This is a genomic window from Paenibacillus sp. BJ-4, assembly GCF_020404765.1.
In the GTDB taxonomy this organism is placed as follows: domain Bacteria; phylum Bacillota; class Bacilli; order Paenibacillales; family Paenibacillaceae; genus Paenibacillus.
Genome location: NZ_JAIVEM010000027.1, coordinates 171,746 through 188,088 on the forward strand (window position 1 = coordinate 171,746; position 16,343 = coordinate 188,088).

Here is a 16,343-nt window from a genome sequence, read left to right on the forward strand (position 1 = left end):
CTCATTCGTCAGCTTCCTTCGCGGTCAGAGGAACTGTCACCTCGGCCGGCATGCCCGATTTCAGGACGCCGCTTTCCTCCTTGACCGATACCTTCATCTCGACAGCGGTCGGCTCCGTTGAGCCGCTCTGTTTGTCCTCTGGCAAATATTCGTCTTCCAACGCAATATAGCTGACTCGTCCTTCCAGCTTCCCTGCCGCCGAGCTCACTGACAGCGTCTGGTTGTAGATGACCTTATCCAAATGCTCCACCGGTAAATACACTACAACTTGCAAATCGTTTGCCGCGATGTCGGCGATCTGACTGGCGACATTCACAACATCACCTAGCTCATAATTTTTGCTTACAATAATACCGGTATCAAGCGCCCGGATAAAATAGCTGTTCAACTTGCTCTCCGCCTGCCGCAGTTGAGCCTTTGCCTGGTCCAGATCGGACACTGCCTCACGAATAGCCTGCTCTGTGGCACCATTTTTCAACAATGCGAGCTGCGCCTTAGCTTGGTCCACCGCCGCTTGGGCCGCCTGGACGGCCTGCTTGGTAGGACCCTTCTTCAGAAATGCAAGGCTGGCTTTCGCCGCTTCATAGTTAGCCGCGGCAATACTGACCTCTTGAGCTCTAGCGCCCTTTTCGAGTTGAGCCAGCTGCTGTTTTGCATTGTCGAGCTGAAGCTTGGACGTAGCAAACTGATGCTCGGCCATGTCCAGTTTATTTTTGGCAACATCCAGCTCACTCCGCGAAACAACTCCCTGATTGTGTAAGGTCAGTGTAATTCCATAGTCTTTTTTGCTTTGATCATACAGCATCTGCTGCGTGTCTACTGCTTCGCTGGCGACGGATATATTATTGCGGGCCTGCGCTATCTGCTCGGTCCGATTTCCTGCTGCGACCAAATCGTATTGGGCTTTGGCTGCCCGCACCTTTGCTTCCGCCTGCTCCAGTTCTTCAGGCCGGGAACCGACCTGCAGCTCCTCCAATTTGGCCCTAGCGGCATTAACTTGAGCTTCAGCTTGGTCAATTTCCTGCGGGCGCGCCCCCGCCTTCAGTTCCTCCAAAACAGCCTGTTTAAGATTCACCAAGGCCTGAAGCTGCTCCACAGAGTGCTGCTGACTTTCATGCTCAATAACGGCAATAACATCACCCTTTACAACCGTCTCGCCCAAACCCTTTTTCATCTCGATAATTTGGCCGGATACTGTGCTCGTAGCCGTTATAATTGTATTTTCAATCTCGCCTTCCAACGTTAAAGTGTCCGAATCTCCGCCAAAAAGAGAGCCAGGGCTGCCCGAGCACCCCGTCATCAGCAGCAGCGCAAACACTGTTCCCCATGCCTGTAGCTTTTTCATGTGATCACCTCAGAAAAGATATACATGCTTGATTAGCCCGTATCGAGCTGCTAGATTTTACGGTATTTTTTTAAAGCGAAGGTATTCACCACAAACAGAACCAGACATAAGCCAAGTAGAACCCCTACATCTCCAGCAATGTCTGAAAATCCCTTGCCGCGGATCATAATCGTCTTCAGTGCATCCACCGCATAGGATAGCGGCATGATGCGGCTCAGCGCCTGCAGCCATACCGGCATCGCCGTAATATCGAACAGCCCGGAGAAAAAGACCTGCGGTACCAGCGTGACCTGGATCAGCTGAATGACTTGCAGCTCGTTATTGGCCAAGGTCGACAACGAAATGCCCATTGAAAGAGCAGCCATCGCGGTCAGAATGGTAACCAGCAACACCAACCCGTAGGAACCGATCATCATTACGTCAAGAATATTAATCGCAAACCAGGCCACCAGCGCGGATTGAATCACTGTAAAGAAGCCGAAGCCCAGCAGATAGCCGAGCACGATTTCCCACCGGTACACTGGTGTCGTTAGAAGCCGCTCCAAAGTACCGGAAGTCCGCTCGCCGAGGAAAGCCACGCTGGAAATAAGGAACACGAACAGAAAAACAAACATTCCGATCAGGATGGAACCGAAGTTATCAAACGACGACATTTCCTCATAGCCGTATACATACGTGACATCGGGATGGACCGTCGGCGTGGGACCCTGACTTGCCTTCTGGATCACCGCCAGCACGGCCTGATTTTTATTCGGATCGCTGCCCTCCAGCTCGATTTGCGGAATATCCCGCTTTAGCGTAATGACGGCATCCACCTCGGAAGCTCGGAGGGCTTCATGTGCCTCGTATTCGCTGTACCGGAACACTTTCGCGTCCTGATTTTCCAATTTATGTATAAAATTGGACGACACATGGACAGCCCCGATCTTTGGATTATAATCCGATCCGTTGAAAATGAAGGAAAGCAGCGTCAATACCAGCATCGGTACAAAAATCATCATTATTACAGTGCGGGGGTCATGCCGCAGCTGCTGTAATATGCGTAAGGTAATGGAAAAAGTTCTCATCGCCGTTCACCTATAAAATACAGAAAGGCTCCTTCGATCGTCGATGAGGAAGCCGCGGCCTTCAGATCACACGGCGAACCTGACGCGATCAGCTTACCATCGCGGATCATGCCTAGCTTGTCACACCGCTCCAGTTCATCCATGACGTGGGTTGTCACGATGATGGTTGTTCCGTTGTCGCGAAGCTTCCCAAGCTCCTCCCAAATCGACATCCTGAGCACTGGATCAATGCCCACCGTAGGCTCATCCAGGATCAGGATAGGCGGTTCATGAAGCAGTGCAATCGCAAGGGACAGGCGGCGCTTCATGCCGCCAGAGTAGTGTTTGACCTGCCGGGTTATAAAAGCCGTCAAATCGACCAACTCCAACACTTCCTTGATGCGCTGCTCTTTTTTTGCGCGCGGCATTTTAAACATGGAAGCAAAAAAATTTAGATTCTCCGCTGCCGTAAGCTCCCCATACAGAGCATCAGCCTGCGCCATATAGCCAATCTTCTTCAGCATGGACAGTAGGGGCATCTTCTTGTCAAGCACATACACTTCGCCGTTTGTAGCCTCATCCACGCCAGCAATCATTTTGACCAGTGTCGTTTTGCCGGAGCCGGAAGGGCCGAGTATACCGAAGATCTGGGAATAAGGAATGTCCAGATTAATGTTAAAAAGTACCTGCTTCTTACTAAAAAAACGGTCGACGTGATTAATACGGACACAGGAGGCTTGTGGTGAAGCTTCCAAGGTTAATTGTTCCATAAGTTTCCCCGCTCCAAACAAAATTAAGTAAATACTCACAATAAAGTGAGTGATCACTCATTAGTATTATATATAATTCTGTTTTTACGTCAATATATATTGTTTGAAAATATAAATGTGGTTAAAACTTTGTTCTTGTCATCCGATTTTTTGCCCTATATATATGTGGGGACATTTGTGTCAATAACCCATTATGTAGGCAGATTTGTGCATTTTTTTGCGTGACAAAAATTTACCTATGCCTTCTCCTCCCTTTATCCATGGACTGAATGGAAGTAAAGATTATTGAAATTGATCACCTAAATAATGTTTATTAGTATATGTCCAGTAAAGTAGAATTCTCCTTTTAATGTAAACTGAATAAATAAGAATTTGCCGTAAATCCTATCTAGGTAACCAATTCAAAGGAGGAAAGGCAAAATGCAATTAACCGTACGTGAAGCGCAAGATCTACATGAATTGGCATTAAGTTGTGTAAATTCGATAACCAATATGGCTTGCTTTATGAACCAAGTTCAGGATGCTGAGTTGAAATCCATATTACAAAAACATTTTCCGCTTCATATTAAGGATTACAACATGAAAGTGGAATATTTAAGTAAAGCAGAAGGGGCCTCTTCCGAGTTCCCGGTTCCCGATCTGCAACCAATACTTCAATCATTTACTCAATCCCAAGCCAGTCCAATTCCAGTAACCCCTCGAACTTCTGTACAGCAATTTGAAGATCGAGAGATCGCTACAGCATACCTGTTAACTTTAAAAAGAGCAGGCAGGGAATATGCGTGGTCCGCGATGGAAATGAGCAATCCCGATATAAGGATTTTTTTAGAAGATGTGTTTCGAATGAGTTCACGCCATGCTTATGAAGTGTGGCAATGGATGGTCAAAAAAGGCTATTATCCTCTAGAGGCCGCTTCTAGTATGACTTTAACAACTTTAGGAAATATGTATCAATTGGTTAGAGAGCCAATTGCCGTTCAGTAATTTGATTTAACAGACGAAGAGAAATGGGTAGTTTTTCAGCGGGTTCGTGATCAGATTGAGAGAACCGTTTGCTGAGACCAACAAATAACGAAAGACAGTAGCAACTCAATAAGTTACATCCCTAATGTCAAAAACATGAGACAACAGGACGATCCATCCGCTCAACGATCGAAGAATCCGGACCTTCCAGGAAACCTCCAGACCGACTTCCAAAAAAGAAACAGCGGCAGCCATTGACTAAAAAATAAAGTCATAGACTGCCGCTGTTTTTTTGAACTATCGTTTCCCGTTAGCGGAATAACATATACGAAATTCTGATATTTTTGTACAACAGTCTTAATGTTTGATTTTCCTTGAAGTCTTTTTTAAATAGAAATTGTAGGCTGGTGCAATGTGTAGGTTAGTAATATTACGTTGTCTATACCTACTATGTATTTCTAAAAATTCATATATCTTCTTATTCTCTATATCGAATTTACGTCTAACCTATTTTACCCATTTCGGCGGTAAACAATCTGTTGGCGGGAGTGGTAAAGAAGTCGATAGTAGAGCTCGACCGACCGAATATAAAATACGCCGTCGTTATGCCCCTCGTGCATCTTATCTATTTTGATGTCGTTTTATTCTGAATGCGGACATATGTGCCTCGATTGCATGAAACGACGGTTAATCACAGCAGAAACCGACATCCGCCCTCAAATAAAGGACGCGATGTCGGCTTTAAACTTAACGGCCAAACTCCTTATCGATTATTTTATTGTGAGCCGGCGCCACTTCCGGGGCTACCGAGTTGATGCACGTTACCAAAATATGCTGCCCGCCTAGAGATCCGCCGGCTCTCGATTCAAATCCGAAAGTACCGCCGGCATGCCCCCAGTAGGATTGCCCGTCCGCTGTTTTTACTTCATAAATCCCTAGTCCGACCTTACCTAAAGGTGAATCTACTGTTGTGAGCATCTGGTCCATCATCTCTTGATTTAGAAGCTTTCCGCCCAACAGCGCACTGAAGAAGGTGGTCAAATCTTTGGTTGTTGAGACCATATCTCCGGCTGCATTTGCCCATGATTGATTCATTTCTGTTAAATCATACAAATGACCCGATCTGTCCATATTATATCCTGTGGCATGCTTACCCGGAATATCGTGACTATTTTCCATTACAAATGTCCCTGTCATCCCGAGCGGTTCGATGAACCGTTTCCTGATCTGCTCCGCATACGTATCTCCTGTTACCTTCTGAATAATTTGACCGGCTAGTATAGTATTCATGTTGGAATAGTTCCAGCCCTTCCCTGGCGCAAATACAGGCGGCTTTGAAAGTCCCAAGCTGATAAGCTCATCGGTGGAATAGTAACGGTATGGATTTTGAGGCAAGGTAATATCTCGAAAATTATTATCAGTATAGCTCGCAAGCCCACTTGTATGGTTCAATAACTGACGAATCGTAATTTTGTTGGCGTCATACCCGTTACCCTTTATGACCCCCGGCAGCCATTTTTCGACCGAATCATCCAGGTTCAATTGTTTCTCCTCAGCCAACTGCAATACAACGGTAGCAGTGAATGTCTTTGTGATGCTTCCAATACGGAATGAAAAATCCGGCTCCACCGGGCGTGGCACTTCGAAACTGGCAGTACCCGTAGCGTAGGACCAACGTTCCCCATCCTGTAGCCCGCCTGCTACGACACTTGGAACTCTTTTGTTGGTAACTACTTGATCCATGACGCGTTTGACTTCTTCCCGATGCTTGCTTTTCTTTTCCTTCTCCTTGAGTTCTTTTTTTGCTTCTATTGCGAATTCCGACGCTAAAATATCGTTGATATGTTTATCCGCATCTCCTAGTACATTGATATTTATCGAGATGACATGTTGACCGTCTTCCGTTCCGCCTGCAAAGTTGGTAAATCCGGGAATACCGCCGCCATGTCCCCATACGATGGCGCCGTCCGGCAGCTTTGTTTCGTGTATGCCAAGTCCATACTTTCCATATGGGGAGTCAGCTGTGCTGGTCATCATTTCCTTCTGCATCTCTGGTGTCAACAGCTTTCCGCCTAATAAGGCGCGGAAAAACGTCGTCAAGTCTTCCCCTGTCGAGATCATGTCTCCGCCGGCGTTAGCAAACGATGGGTTAAGCACAGTAATATCTACTAATTTACTTCCAATGTTCAAGTAGCCGCGGGCATTTTTTTTCGGAATATCCGCCGAGCTGCCGGGAAGGAACGTTTCTTTAAGTTGAAGTGGTTCAATAATTCGTTTCTTAATCTGCTCCGCATATGTTTCCCCGGTGACTTTCTTGATAATGAGGCCAATAATCGCGTAATTCGTGTTCGAGTATGCCCACCCTGTTACCGGCTTTAACTCCAAGCCGCGGGCGATTAACTGCTCAGCTGTATAATTTTCGCCAGGATTTGTGAGTAATTTAGTCTTGAGTTCTGGAGTCAAGTAGTCTGGAAGTCCGCTTGTTTGATTTAGCAATTGACGAATCTTAATTTTATTGCCGTCGTGCCCATTGCCCTGTATGAGCCCCGGCAGCCATTTCTCCACCGTATCATCAAGGGACAGCTTCTTCTCGCCAGCAAGCTGCAAGGCAACCGTAGCGACAAACGTCTTCGTTGTACTTCCGATCCGGAAAGAGGAGTCGGCGTCCACCTTATGGTTTCTTTCGATATTCCCTTCACCGGAAGCATATGACCAACTCGCATCTCCTTTCTTCACGGTAACGACAACGCCTGGAATATTGTCGGTATTGGCAGCTTTATCGATTGCTTGATAGGTTGCCGTCTGACCCGCTGCGTGGACAGTTTCATAAGCAGGGAATATCAGTGTACCCGCCAATATAGCTGTTAAAGTAAGTGCAACTCCTTTTTGAATGGTGAATGATTTCATAACGCAATCGCTCCTATTATTTTAAAATGTTGTTCTGCTTTACCCCCTCACTTTACCTCCGATATTGTTAAATCGAACAGTGATAAAACCGCCAAGCTTTTGATGACATCGTACTTGGACCTGTCACATATACCGCATGACAAACTGTCAACTGTCTTATATGACGTGCTTGCTAAGATAGGGATCTCTAGTACAAAAGGTGTTAAGACAACAACCTTTACCGATAGGCAAAAAAACATGCCCAGAATGAGTTGTTGTTCTAACTATGTTATTTGATAGAGCTCATACAACTTAGTTAGCAATGGATAAACTAAACTACCACGACAATTAAACAAGAAGACTTCACTGGAAATTCCAGCAATTCATTTAGCAGCAATCTCCAAATTCATTGCTTCTTGTCATCAACCTAATTTTCTGAAATATCATTGATGTTGTACTTTTTGATTTTCCCCGGAGGTGCCGAAATTCTCCAACCCGGCCATACATTTTTTTGATAGCAGTCGGAGAATGTTTCTTTACAGTTTTCTTTTCTTACCGTACTTTTGATTTTTTGCGCTCTTCTTTGGCTATTGCTGACGCCGTATATTAGAAGCTACTCGTTCAGTTTTTGTATTTTGAAGCTCCATGCTTCGGCTTCCAAGTCAATTCATGCATCCACCTTGCTTTATTTAAAATAGCCGACCAGAAAACTAGGAATATAGATTGTAAAAGCAACGAAAGAGCCGAAGGTGATGAAGTAAAAAATGCTGAAAAACCACAGCTTTTCGTTACGATAAACCTGCTTGAGCTGATACTTCCAGGAGCTTCGGACGTGTTCTTAGGTGCCTTACTTTTCTTTTGGCTAATATTGGGCAGTGAGTTTACACCCACTGAGAACATAGCTCAGCCTATCCCAAGAAAGAAGCTCCCGACCGCAAATCCAGAAAAGTATAGGCTCCGGGAAGCCGTTCATTACCACGGGTCACCTTCACGAAAATGGACATACCGTGAACCATGCAGTGCTTGCAATGGCAGAGCGGGGTATTCGGGCATCCATCGTCACGCTTTCACCGTCCGTGCACGGCGAAGGCGATAGGGCCTTTGTACCGATGATGATCAACATCGCCCGGGAGAAGGGCTTCGCCGCCTACATCGGCGACGGAACGAACCGCTGGCCGGCGGCTCTGTACCGACTGGCGCTGGAATCCGCCCCGGCGGGCTCACGGATGCTTGGCGTCGGCGATGTAGGCATTCCGTTCCGCGAGATCGCCGAGGTCATCGGGCGGCAATTGAACGTGCCGACGGTCAGCACCACACCTGAAGAAGCTGCTGCCCATTTCGGCTTTCTAGGCCCCATTGCGGCATTCGACATCGCAGGCGAGTCTGGCAACACGGGAGCTTCTGGGCTGGAAACCGATGCAGCCCGGACTGATCGCCGATCTCGAAGAAGGGCATTATTTTGCATAAAAAAAGGAGGGTGTACCAACAGCCTTAAATGGCTGCTTGGGACACCCCCTTATAATTACTTCGACTTTAGCTAATTGCATCTGGCTGGACTATGTTGTGACGATCGTTGCGCTGAATTGAACTGCTGCGTCCCCATTCGGCAGGAGAAGATGGGCGGCCAAGTCCGACTTCTCCAACACGGTTTTGCCGTCCGGTAGCTTCTTCCGCATCATCATATCGCCGTGATTCACTTCCCTCCGCTCCTTACGTTCCCTTTACTGCGACTCCCCCTCGCGCTTCGAACTTGAACCAGCAACCACACCCCCGCGAGAAAAGCCACTCCGATAAAAAAGAACTTCAAATATTGCTCAATGATGCTGAACATATATTGCCACTGCTCCCCGAAGAAATAGCCGATAAACTGCCGGACTCCAGGAATGAAGAAGCTGACCAGCAGCAATCGGTCCCCGTATTTGTCATAGTAGCGGCGCGTCTTCTCGACCAACTCCTGCTTGAGGAAGAGCCAGCGGCCGTAACGCTCGATCACAGGCATACCTGCCTTGTAGCCAATCACGTACGTGATGGTGACCCTATAATCGATCCCGTCAGGGCCATCGCAATAGCCGACAGCCCATGAAGCACATCTTTAGAGGCTAAGAAACCGGTATAGGTCAAGGTGCTGTTGCCCGGCGGAATGGGGAGCGCGATGAAGTCCAGCGGCAAGCCGATGAGCAAGACCAGGTATCCATATTCGTGAAACAATTGTTCAACTAACCCGATCAGGTCTCATGAGCATTCTCCCTCTTGTGCTGCAAAGTCCCGCCAGCCGAGACAAGCTTGTTTTGCGGCAAAATCAAATAAAAAAGTGCAAGAACCGCCAGTAAAGCAGCGCTGATGCTAATGGCAGCGGCATTCGTATACTGGCTGGCTATCCATCCCCCGATGACCGGGCCAATCATAATACCGAGCCCTTCAATCCCGGAGAGTACTCCCCACCCGGTCCCCTTCTGATCCTCCGGAACAAGGTACGACAGCACCGCATTCCAGGCCGGAAGCACGGCTGAGTAAGACAATCCCAGCATAAAGGCAAACAGCATCGTTAATGCAGGCGGCGGCATGGATACGACTAACAGAGCCAATACGACCGTAAGCGATACGAAACCGGCGAACAGCATTTGCTTGTGCCCCCATCGATCGGCCAGCTTTCCCATCGGGACAAGAAACAGCATCGCGCCGGCTCCGCCTAATATGAGCATTAGCGAATATTGCGGCTGGCTCAGACCGAGATGGTCAGCGGCAAAACCGGGCAGTATCGGCAGCATCAGTCCCGCGGCGGTCATCTGCAGGACCATGCCTGGCAGCAGCCATTTCAGCTGAACGAGTCTTCTTCGCAGTCCTGCCGCTTGTTCGGCAAAGCTGACGTTCTGGAGATGCAAGGGGGTTGTTCTGTTAATCCCGAACGATGCGATGCAGCCGACGGCGAGCAGCGCAACCATCAGCCGGAAGGCAGGTTCGAAGCCATAATCGAAGGTGAGATTGATTGTGACCGGCCCCAGACCGATGCAGGCCAGCCACACGGTGTATATCGCCCCAATCTGGGCCGCCCGCTCCGTCAGCCGGATTTTCTCCAGACAAATGAGCCATATAGGCGACGCCCCCATCCCAAGCATCACGGAACCGGCAACGAGCCCCCAGGCATACGGACTAAAGAACACGGCGGCTAGTCCGGACAGCATCAGGACGAAAGTGGCGGGCAGCAGCCAGCGCAGCGAAAACCTGTCCAGCAAATATCCAGCCACACATTTAATCAGCGTATCGGCTGTATAATGAAGCGAGACGGCAAGACCGACCAAAGCAACGGTTTGCCCCGACTCGTTGACGGCAAAGTTCGGCAGGAACGAGAACAAGAAAGCGCTTCGGACAAACTCTGTGCAAAAAAGCACCGTGAACAGCGTCAGAGTAGAAAGCTTGAACGCGCTCCTCCCGCTCATCATATTCCCCCCCTTCTTAAGGGACTTGCCTCAGGAAACAAATGCCGGACAATATGGTCCGCAGCCGTTTTCTGCCTTGCTGCGAGCAGCCCGTTCATCATCGACTGCTTGATCGGCTCAGAGGAGATCATCGCTTGTATCTGCAACACCAGATCATGAATCGTAAAGGCCACGACTGCCGCTCCTTTGCGCTGCAAATACAGGGCATTTTCCTTCTCCTGCCCCAGAAACGGATTTAGGATGAAAATCGGAACCCCGGCCTGAATCGTCTCGGATAGTGTAACGCCTCCCGCTTTCGTGATGACGCAGCAGGCGCTGCTCATCAGAACATGCAATTGATCGGTGAAGCCGAATACATCCACTCTTGCATCATCCGCCCAGCTCTCCGCAAGCCTCCGTCTCCATCCTTCCTGCCGGCCGCAAATCACTTGAATGCGGACGCCTGACAAGAGCAGCAGCTTCCCGATGAGCCTCGATAGCGAATGCAATGTGCCGCAGGCGTTAGCCATAAGCAGAATCACATGCTCATCTGCTTCTTTAACGGAGCCGGAACCGATCATTGCCGCATCATGAAATGACTCCCTGACCGGAATTCCGGTCACGGTAATACGACTCTCGGGGACGCCCTGCCTGACCATGGCCTCTTTCACGTCGCTGGCAGGGACAAAATAATGATCCGGCTTGGCGAACAGCCATCTTCGGTGAACGTCAAAGTCCGTTATGACAACAGCAGTCCGGGGACGGATCGCAGATAATGCCTCGCTGCTTGGCAAGCTGCCGAACGGGAATGTATAAATGATGACTTCCGGCTGGTACTGGAGGATGATTTTCTTGAGCCTGTCGCCGCCAAGACTGTTCATCCAGGCTGCGATCTTTCCCTTCATGGGAAGCTGGTTGGTCAGATGGTAGGTCCATCCGTAATAGGGAATGCCCAGGCTGGCTGCATACGGGCTTTGCCGGTACAGAAAGCGGATTATTTTGTTCAGCACAGGATAAGCTTCCCGGAACAAGTCGACAACCGCCACCTGGCTATAACCATTGCGAATCAAGCTTTGCTGCAACACCTTGGACACCTGATGATGACCTTCTCCGTAATCGGCCGTTAAAATTAAAATTTGCGGTTCCTGTCCCACTATTGTCACCTCATTTCACTTGTCAAGCCATTTCATCTAGACGAACGAATTGCAAGTTGCGTCCCTGTAATTGATGCAGTACTTCCTCCAGAGCCCGAAGCATAAAATATGGCGCGTGACGGTCCGCTCCCGGCGAATCTCCGCTGTCATGCAGCAAAATAACAGATCCGTCCGTAATTCCGTTCAGCAGCGTTGCCTTCAGCTTCTTGCGGCAGCTTCTACTGCGCCAGTCCCCCGCCTTCAAGGACCAGAGTACGATGCGGTACGATTTGGGATGAAAGAAATCGAAAGCGTTCATGAGCCCCCATGGCGGACGATAGTGATCCGGCCTTTTTCCAATTATGGATTCAATAATATCTGCGGTCCGTTTCATATGATCACGCCGCACCGTCCAGGGAAGCATCAGCCAATTGGAGGTGTGATCGTAATTGTGGATTCCAATCTGATGACCTTCACGATCCATTCTTCTGATCAGATCCGGGTGCAGTTCCGCCTGCGAGCCAAGCACGAAGAATGTGGCCTTCACTTGATAATCCTGCAATAAATCCAATAATTCCGGTGTATACCTCGGATGCGGCCCATCGTCGAACGTGAACGCTACCTGGTTCTTGGTCGTTCCCTTACGAAAGGCTCCAAATCTGATCATTCGTGGCAGAAAACTAGGAATAAGCATATACAGACTGATGAAGCCTATGAGCCCAATCAACAAATATTTAACAAGCAACGTCTTTATCCCCCTTAGTTAAAATTAAGCTTAAGCATACTGCTGCAAGGAGCAAACCCATTTTTCTTTCTGTGTATCGCTCTGCATGCTCATAATTTGCATGACCGCATGTCTGGCGGAATCCTCCTGTCTGCACAGCCCTGCTTTCTCCCTCATTTCTTCCAATAGGGAAGGCTGTTGAACCAGCCGCTGAAGCTGATCCTGCAAATTGTCAATCTGACATAGATACGCTACTCCCGCTTGAATCAAATAATCGGCATTATCCTTTTCCTGCCCCAGCCGTGGCTCCAGCAGCAGCATGGGAAGCTGAAGCGCCAGCGCTTCGGAGGTCGTCAGTCCGCCCGGCTTGGTAATCAATACGTCTGCGGACGCCATCCATTCATGGATTCCCTCCAGGAAGCCTGTCGGCATGACGTTATCCCTGTCTCCCAACGCTTCATGCAGGCGGTTCAGCAGCTTCACATTGCGTCCGCATACGATGACAAATTGCACGTTAGGGGGAAAAGAGTCAGATTGCATTTGCTCGATGAAGGATTTATCGATAATCCCGCAGCCGCCGCCCATCACCAGTACGACAAAGGCGTCAAGAGCCAAGGCCAGCTTCTCGCGTAGCCGGTCTTTATTGTCGGTCAGACTGTAGGATGGGCGAACAGGGATGCCCGTTACAGCAATTTTGTGGTCAGCAACGCCTTTTCTCTGCAGAGCTGCACGCACGCCTTCGGAGCCAACCAGATACAGATCCGTAAACGGATGTATCCAATAGCTGTGATCGGAATGGTCGGTAATGACCGTTGCCGCAGGCAGATTCGTCATCCCTTTTTCCTTAAGCAAGGAAATGGCGGCTGATGCCAGCGGGAACGTGCTGACAATCAACGTCGGCTGTTCCTCATTCAGAAGTTTGAGCAGCCGCTGCAGGCTGGTCGTGAGAAAATGCTTCAGGAAGAAAGTAAGTGTACTGTCCGTCCGGGTCTTCTGATACATATATCCGTATGAGGAGGGAAAATGCTTCACCCATTGCAGGAAGCAATACCGTTCAACCACATGCATGCGGGGATGGATCCATTGCATAAAGTCGACCACCTCTACTCCCAGTTTGTACAGCACCGATGCCTCCAAAATCGCCTTGGCCGCCTGCATATGTCCATCCCCGAGCGCGCCGGACAGAATCAGCAGCTTTTCCCGTTTCATGCTATTCATCAACAATCGCCTCCTTCGTGAAATTTAACTATGCATGAACAAAACAACCAGCACCGCCGTTAGGAATCCGACCATCCCACCAGCCACACAATCGATTGGATAGTGATAGCCCCAATAAACCCGGGATATGGCCACCAACAAGGCCAGACCAATCAAGACAAGCATAATTGCCGGCGATGAGGCCAACATAAAAGGTGTAACCAGGGCGAAAATAGCGGTTGTATGGCCGGATGGGAAGGAATAATCCTTCAACGGGAATTTGCCTACCTTTACCTGCTCCAGCTTGCGGAAAGGCCGGTCTCTGCGCACCTTTCTCTTGATCAGGACAGCAACGATATGGCTAACGACCAGTGCGATCAAGCTTTGCAGCCCGATTCTGCTGAACTCCCCCTCGGCGAACCATGCCAAGGACACTGCGCAAATGATGGTAAACAAAGCTCCGCCCAAATGGGTAATCCATCCGAACAATCGGTCCAGGGCCCGACTGCTCAGCCGATGGTTGCACCAGAAGAACATCGTTTGATCAATTCGCCTTATCCACTGCATCCTGCTTTCCGCCTCCGTTCCCTGTTTTTTCGATCGGTTGATGTTCATCCCTTATCTTCCTCCACTCAGACAGCTTCCGTATCAAGAACCATATTGCCGCAATCGCTACACCAACGCCCACCAGCATAATCGTGAGAACTTGGTTCACCATATTCTCTGCCGCGCGGCCATATATATAGAAGAGAAAACCAACTACATAAAACTTCACCGCCCGGCCAATGGCCGCATAGCTGAGCAGCTTCCATAACGGATAATTCATGCATCCGGATAAAATCGTAAATATTTTAAACGGGATCGGAGTGAACGATCCGATCAGGATTGCGGCCTCGCCGCGGCGGGCAAATAAGTCGCTTGCCGAATCCAGCCATTTTTTCTTCATTACACTCCCCAAAACATGCTTTCCCGACACCTTGCCGATCCCATAACCGATCGGTGTCCCAAGCAGGCTTCCGGCAAAGCCAACCGTAGCGAGCCATAAAGCCGACTCCGGTTGCACCGCGCTTAAAGAAAGCTGCAGGAAGAACGCCGGGATGGGGAAGATAATCGCATCGAGCATAGCGTGAATAAAAAGTCCCGTCGCTCCGAAGTTCTGTAAAAATTCCATAATTTTATCCATGAATGCCTATCCCGCCTTTGTTACAGAGCATGATGAAAAATAGGTTGCCTCTGGGTGGTATGGGTTTCCAATCGCTGTGTTCCAACTCCATACCGCCCTCCAGGAACTTACTCACCACGCTCTTAGTTTCTTTTGTTTTAATTAATTGGAGCTTGATTTGGGTAGACATAACTCCTTTGAAACGGACTGTCTCTTCATCGTCATAAATCGGTTCCTCAGCGAGCTGCGGGAGTGAATCAGCATCATCGGTATCAATTGTTCGGTCTTGCGGCCAATCCGCTTCTTGCCTTCAGGGTGCATGACGGATAACAATAATCGTAGATAAGCCGTTGTAATGCGTTGGAACAGATCGGACTTCATCGGTTGTTGTTCGAAACCAAGACCATGTATCAAACCACGATGAAGCAGCGTAATGCCGACTAACGCCTTCACCTCTCTGAACTCCGGCTGACTTGCGAATGCCTCGCTGATCTGCTGCATGGATTTCCGTGTAAGCCGGGCCGTCATGAGCGCCGCGCGGTCTGAGTCTTCGGATTTGATCAGCATCAGAATCGTTTCATTATTGAGATGGAGTTCCCCGACCAGATCGCCTTTATCGATGATGGTGGAGTCCGCACAGACGATGCTCTCCCCTCGGTGTTTCTTAATCATGACTTTGCAAATTCCAAAGTGCGATGTATGCGAGCCGCGAAAGCGTGAAATCCAATCGAACCCTCTTTCCCACACCATCCAGACCGCCTGCATTGAAGATTTGCGTAAACGAAGCAACATTGATCCAACCACCCCTCATTCTTATTTTAATCGACAAATTCCATTGAAATTGTCAAACTGAAATAATATTTCTATGTGAATTCCTTATTTCTGTTAACTTTATGATAGAGGATTTAACCAAAAGAGCATACGGGCTGAGGTACTGGTTGGTGGCCCGTCTTGAGACGGGGCCGGATACATCCGGTTGCCTACTGTATATGATTAAGTATGAAAAACAAAGCATAATTAAACGTAAAGAAATTCTTAAGAAAAGGTTAATTTTCGTTTGGGGTTGGGGGGGCCGTCACCCAATTTGATGCACATCGCTGATCGCTCAAGTTTAATTTGATATATAAGTGCGACCAAAAATAATTTCGTTACATGCTAGTTGAGATTCATTTGTACTCCTAACAATCAAATCAGGTAATACTGATAGGATGGCTTTTCCTTCTGAAAAGTCCGGATGATCCGAATCACATCGGTACGATGCTGATCGGAAACCTTCAATTGAAGCAGTGTGCAGCACGTGCCGGGAAAATGACGGAAAGTCCCCTCATAGACATCTTCTTCAACAAACCCTGCAACCTAAGGATTCGTCGCCCTCTTACGGCCGAAGCTAAACAATTCGTTCAGTTCTGCGTCTATTGCCAGAGAGGCATGGTATAAGGAGCGGCGGTAAACTTTTTGATCAGCGTTGTGAACTATGTGCCGGTATCGGTCAGCAACACATATCGATAAGCCGGTAGCCTATACGCTTCCATAAGGAAGCCGACAGTATTCTTTTACTGTCAGTATCCAAATATCCCCCATCCCCCTTTTGTTTAACAGTTTAAGGAAACACTCAAACTTTGGTAAGGTAAGTATCAGAGTAGCAAATAGGTCGGAATGGTATTGAAAATCTGCCATATACTAATTCTGATATTCGATGTT

At 48.6% G+C, this 16,343-nt stretch carries 15 protein-coding genes and 1 pseudogene; 2 read left to right on the forward strand and 14 right to left on the reverse strand.

Features of this window, described 5'->3' with window-relative positions; all coding sequences use genetic code 11:
• Window position 1: 1 nt before the first annotated feature.
• From LCF57_RS05815 to LCF57_RS05825, 3 genes are read right to left on the reverse strand one after another with little or no spacing between them, the layout of a single operon-like run.
• Window positions 2-1,345, reverse strand: coding sequence for an HlyD family secretion protein (locus LCF57_RS05815; protein WP_225999850.1), 1,344 nt, complete (start codon window positions 1,343-1,345; stop codon window positions 2-4).
• A gap of 50 nt (window positions 1,346-1,395) precedes the next feature.
• Window positions 1,396-2,412 carry an ABC transporter permease gene (locus LCF57_RS05820; RefSeq protein ID WP_225999851.1) on the reverse strand — a complete coding sequence of 339 codons (1,017 nt, stop codon included), beginning with the start codon at window positions 2,410-2,412 and terminating at the stop codon, window positions 1,396-1,398.
• Window positions 2,409-3,161 (reverse strand): ABC transporter ATP-binding protein, encoded by a 753-nt coding sequence (locus LCF57_RS05825; protein ID WP_225999852.1) that lies wholly within the window; start codon window positions 3,159-3,161, stop codon window positions 2,409-2,411. Before LCF57_RS05825 ends, LCF57_RS05820 begins: the two co-directional genes overlap by 4 nt.
• 420 nt (window positions 3,162-3,581) lie before the next feature.
• On the opposite strand from LCF57_RS05825, the gene LCF57_RS05830 reads away from it, so the two are divergent.
• A complete protein-coding gene (locus LCF57_RS05830; RefSeq protein WP_225999853.1) occupies window positions 3,582-4,145 on the forward strand; it encodes a spore coat protein in 564 nt (187 codons plus the stop codon).
• A gap of 726 nt (window positions 4,146-4,871) precedes the next feature.
• Here the strand turns inward: LCF57_RS05830 and LCF57_RS05835 are convergent.
• Together LCF57_RS05835 and LCF57_RS05840 are read right to left on the reverse strand one after the other, a co-directional pair.
• Window positions 4,872-7,031 carry a serine hydrolase domain-containing protein gene (locus tag LCF57_RS05835; protein WP_225999854.1) on the reverse strand — a complete coding sequence of 720 codons (2,160 nt, stop codon included), beginning with the start codon at window positions 7,029-7,031 and terminating at the stop codon, window positions 4,872-4,874.
• 667 nt (window positions 7,032-7,698) lie between these two features.
• A pseudogene (locus LCF57_RS05840) lies at window positions 7,699-7,842 on the reverse strand (MFS transporter); the annotation flags it as partial.
• 196 nt (window positions 7,843-8,038) lie between these two features.
• Between LCF57_RS05840 and LCF57_RS05845 the strand changes: the two are divergent.
• Window positions 8,039-8,551 carry a hypothetical protein gene (locus tag LCF57_RS05845; RefSeq protein ID WP_225999855.1) on the forward strand — a complete coding sequence of 171 codons (513 nt, stop codon included), beginning with the start codon at window positions 8,039-8,041 and terminating at the stop codon, window positions 8,549-8,551.
• Window positions 8,552-8,566: 15 nt separating this feature from the next.
• Here the strand turns inward: LCF57_RS05845 and LCF57_RS05850 are convergent, their stop codons facing one another.
• The 9 genes from LCF57_RS05850 to LCF57_RS05890 form a co-directional block, all read right to left on the reverse strand.
• Window positions 8,567-8,707 carry a hypothetical protein gene (locus tag LCF57_RS05850; protein ID WP_225999856.1) on the reverse strand — a complete coding sequence of 47 codons (141 nt, stop codon included), beginning with the start codon at window positions 8,705-8,707 and terminating at the stop codon, window positions 8,567-8,569.
• A complete protein-coding gene (locus tag LCF57_RS05855; protein ID WP_225999857.1) occupies window positions 8,704-9,030 on the reverse strand; it encodes a DedA family protein in 327 nt (108 codons plus the stop codon). The genes LCF57_RS05850 and LCF57_RS05855 overlap by 4 nt, the downstream gene beginning before the upstream one ends.
• A 205-nt stretch (window positions 9,031-9,235) precedes the next feature.
• On the reverse strand, window positions 9,236-10,450 hold the full coding sequence (locus tag LCF57_RS05860; RefSeq protein ID WP_318840625.1) for an MFS transporter: 1,215 nt from the start codon (window positions 10,448-10,450) through the stop codon (window positions 9,236-9,238).
• Window positions 10,447-11,580, reverse strand: a complete 1,134-nt coding sequence (locus tag LCF57_RS27835; RefSeq protein ID WP_225999859.1) for an MGDG synthase family glycosyltransferase — start codon at window positions 11,578-11,580, stop codon at window positions 10,447-10,449. Before LCF57_RS27835 ends, LCF57_RS05860 begins: the two co-directional genes overlap by 4 nt.
• 22 nt (window positions 11,581-11,602) lie before the next feature.
• The gene (locus LCF57_RS05870) at window positions 11,603-12,304 is read right to left on the reverse strand and encodes a polysaccharide deacetylase family protein (protein ID WP_225999860.1); all 702 of its coding nucleotides are present in this window, start codon (window positions 12,302-12,304) and stop codon (window positions 11,603-11,605) included.
• A gap of 30 nt (window positions 12,305-12,334) precedes the next feature.
• Complete coding sequence (locus LCF57_RS05875) at window positions 12,335-13,501, reverse strand: MGDG synthase family glycosyltransferase (RefSeq protein WP_225999861.1); 1,167 nt, start codon at window positions 13,499-13,501, stop codon at window positions 12,335-12,337.
• Window positions 13,502-13,525: 24 nt separating this feature from the next.
• The gene (locus LCF57_RS05880) at window positions 13,526-14,047 is read right to left on the reverse strand and encodes a phosphatase PAP2 family protein (protein ID WP_225999862.1); all 522 of its coding nucleotides are present in this window, start codon (window positions 14,045-14,047) and stop codon (window positions 13,526-13,528) included.
• Window positions 14,025-14,663 carry a YqaA family protein gene (locus LCF57_RS05885; RefSeq protein ID WP_413232181.1) on the reverse strand — a complete coding sequence of 213 codons (639 nt, stop codon included), beginning with the start codon at window positions 14,661-14,663 and terminating at the stop codon, window positions 14,025-14,027. Before LCF57_RS05885 ends, LCF57_RS05880 begins: the two co-directional genes overlap by 23 nt.
• A 141-nt stretch (window positions 14,664-14,804) precedes the next feature.
• Complete coding sequence (locus LCF57_RS05890; RefSeq protein WP_226000011.1) at window positions 14,805-15,434, reverse strand: YkoP family protein; 630 nt, start codon at window positions 15,432-15,434, stop codon at window positions 14,805-14,807.
• Between the last annotated feature and the right edge of the window lie 909 nt (window positions 15,435-16,343).

What these genes read in the sequence shown, in the direction of transcription:
- LCF57_RS05830 (WP_225999853.1), top strand. Translation starts at nt 3,582, where the DNA reads ATGCAATTAACCGTACGTGAAGCGCAAGATCTACATGAATTGGCATTA.
- LCF57_RS05885 (WP_413232181.1), bottom strand. Translation starts at nt 14,663, where the DNA reads ATGGATAAAATTATGGAATTTTTACAGAACTTCGGAGCGACGGGACTT.
- LCF57_RS05815 (WP_225999850.1), bottom strand. Translation starts at nt 1,345, where the DNA reads ATGAAAAAGCTACAGGCATGGGGAACAGTGTTTGCGCTGCTGCTGATG.
- LCF57_RS05880 (WP_225999862.1), bottom strand. Translation starts at nt 14,047, where the DNA reads ATGCAGTGGATAAGGCGAATTGATCAAACGATGTTCTTCTGGTGCAAC.
- LCF57_RS05845 (WP_225999855.1), top strand. Translation starts at nt 8,039, where the DNA reads ATGGCAGAGCGGGGTATTCGGGCATCCATCGTCACGCTTTCACCGTCC.
- LCF57_RS05890 (WP_226000011.1), bottom strand. Translation starts at nt 15,434, where the DNA reads ATGTTGCTTCGTTTACGCAAATCTTCAATGCAGGCGGTCTGGATGGTG.
- LCF57_RS05820 (WP_225999851.1), bottom strand. Translation starts at nt 2,412, where the DNA reads ATGAGAACTTTTTCCATTACCTTACGCATATTACAGCAGCTGCGGCAT.
- LCF57_RS05860 (WP_318840625.1), bottom strand. Translation starts at nt 10,450, where the DNA reads ATGATGAGCGGGAGGAGCGCGTTCAAGCTTTCTACTCTGACGCTGTTC.
- LCF57_RS05875 (WP_225999861.1), bottom strand. Translation starts at nt 13,501, where the DNA reads ATGAATAGCATGAAACGGGAAAAGCTGCTGATTCTGTCCGGCGCGCTC.
- LCF57_RS05835 (WP_225999854.1), bottom strand. Translation starts at nt 7,031, where the DNA reads ATGAAATCATTCACCATTCAAAAAGGAGTTGCACTTACTTTAACAGCT.
- LCF57_RS05825 (WP_225999852.1), bottom strand. Translation starts at nt 3,161, where the DNA reads ATGGAACAATTAACCTTGGAAGCTTCACCACAAGCCTCCTGTGTCCGT.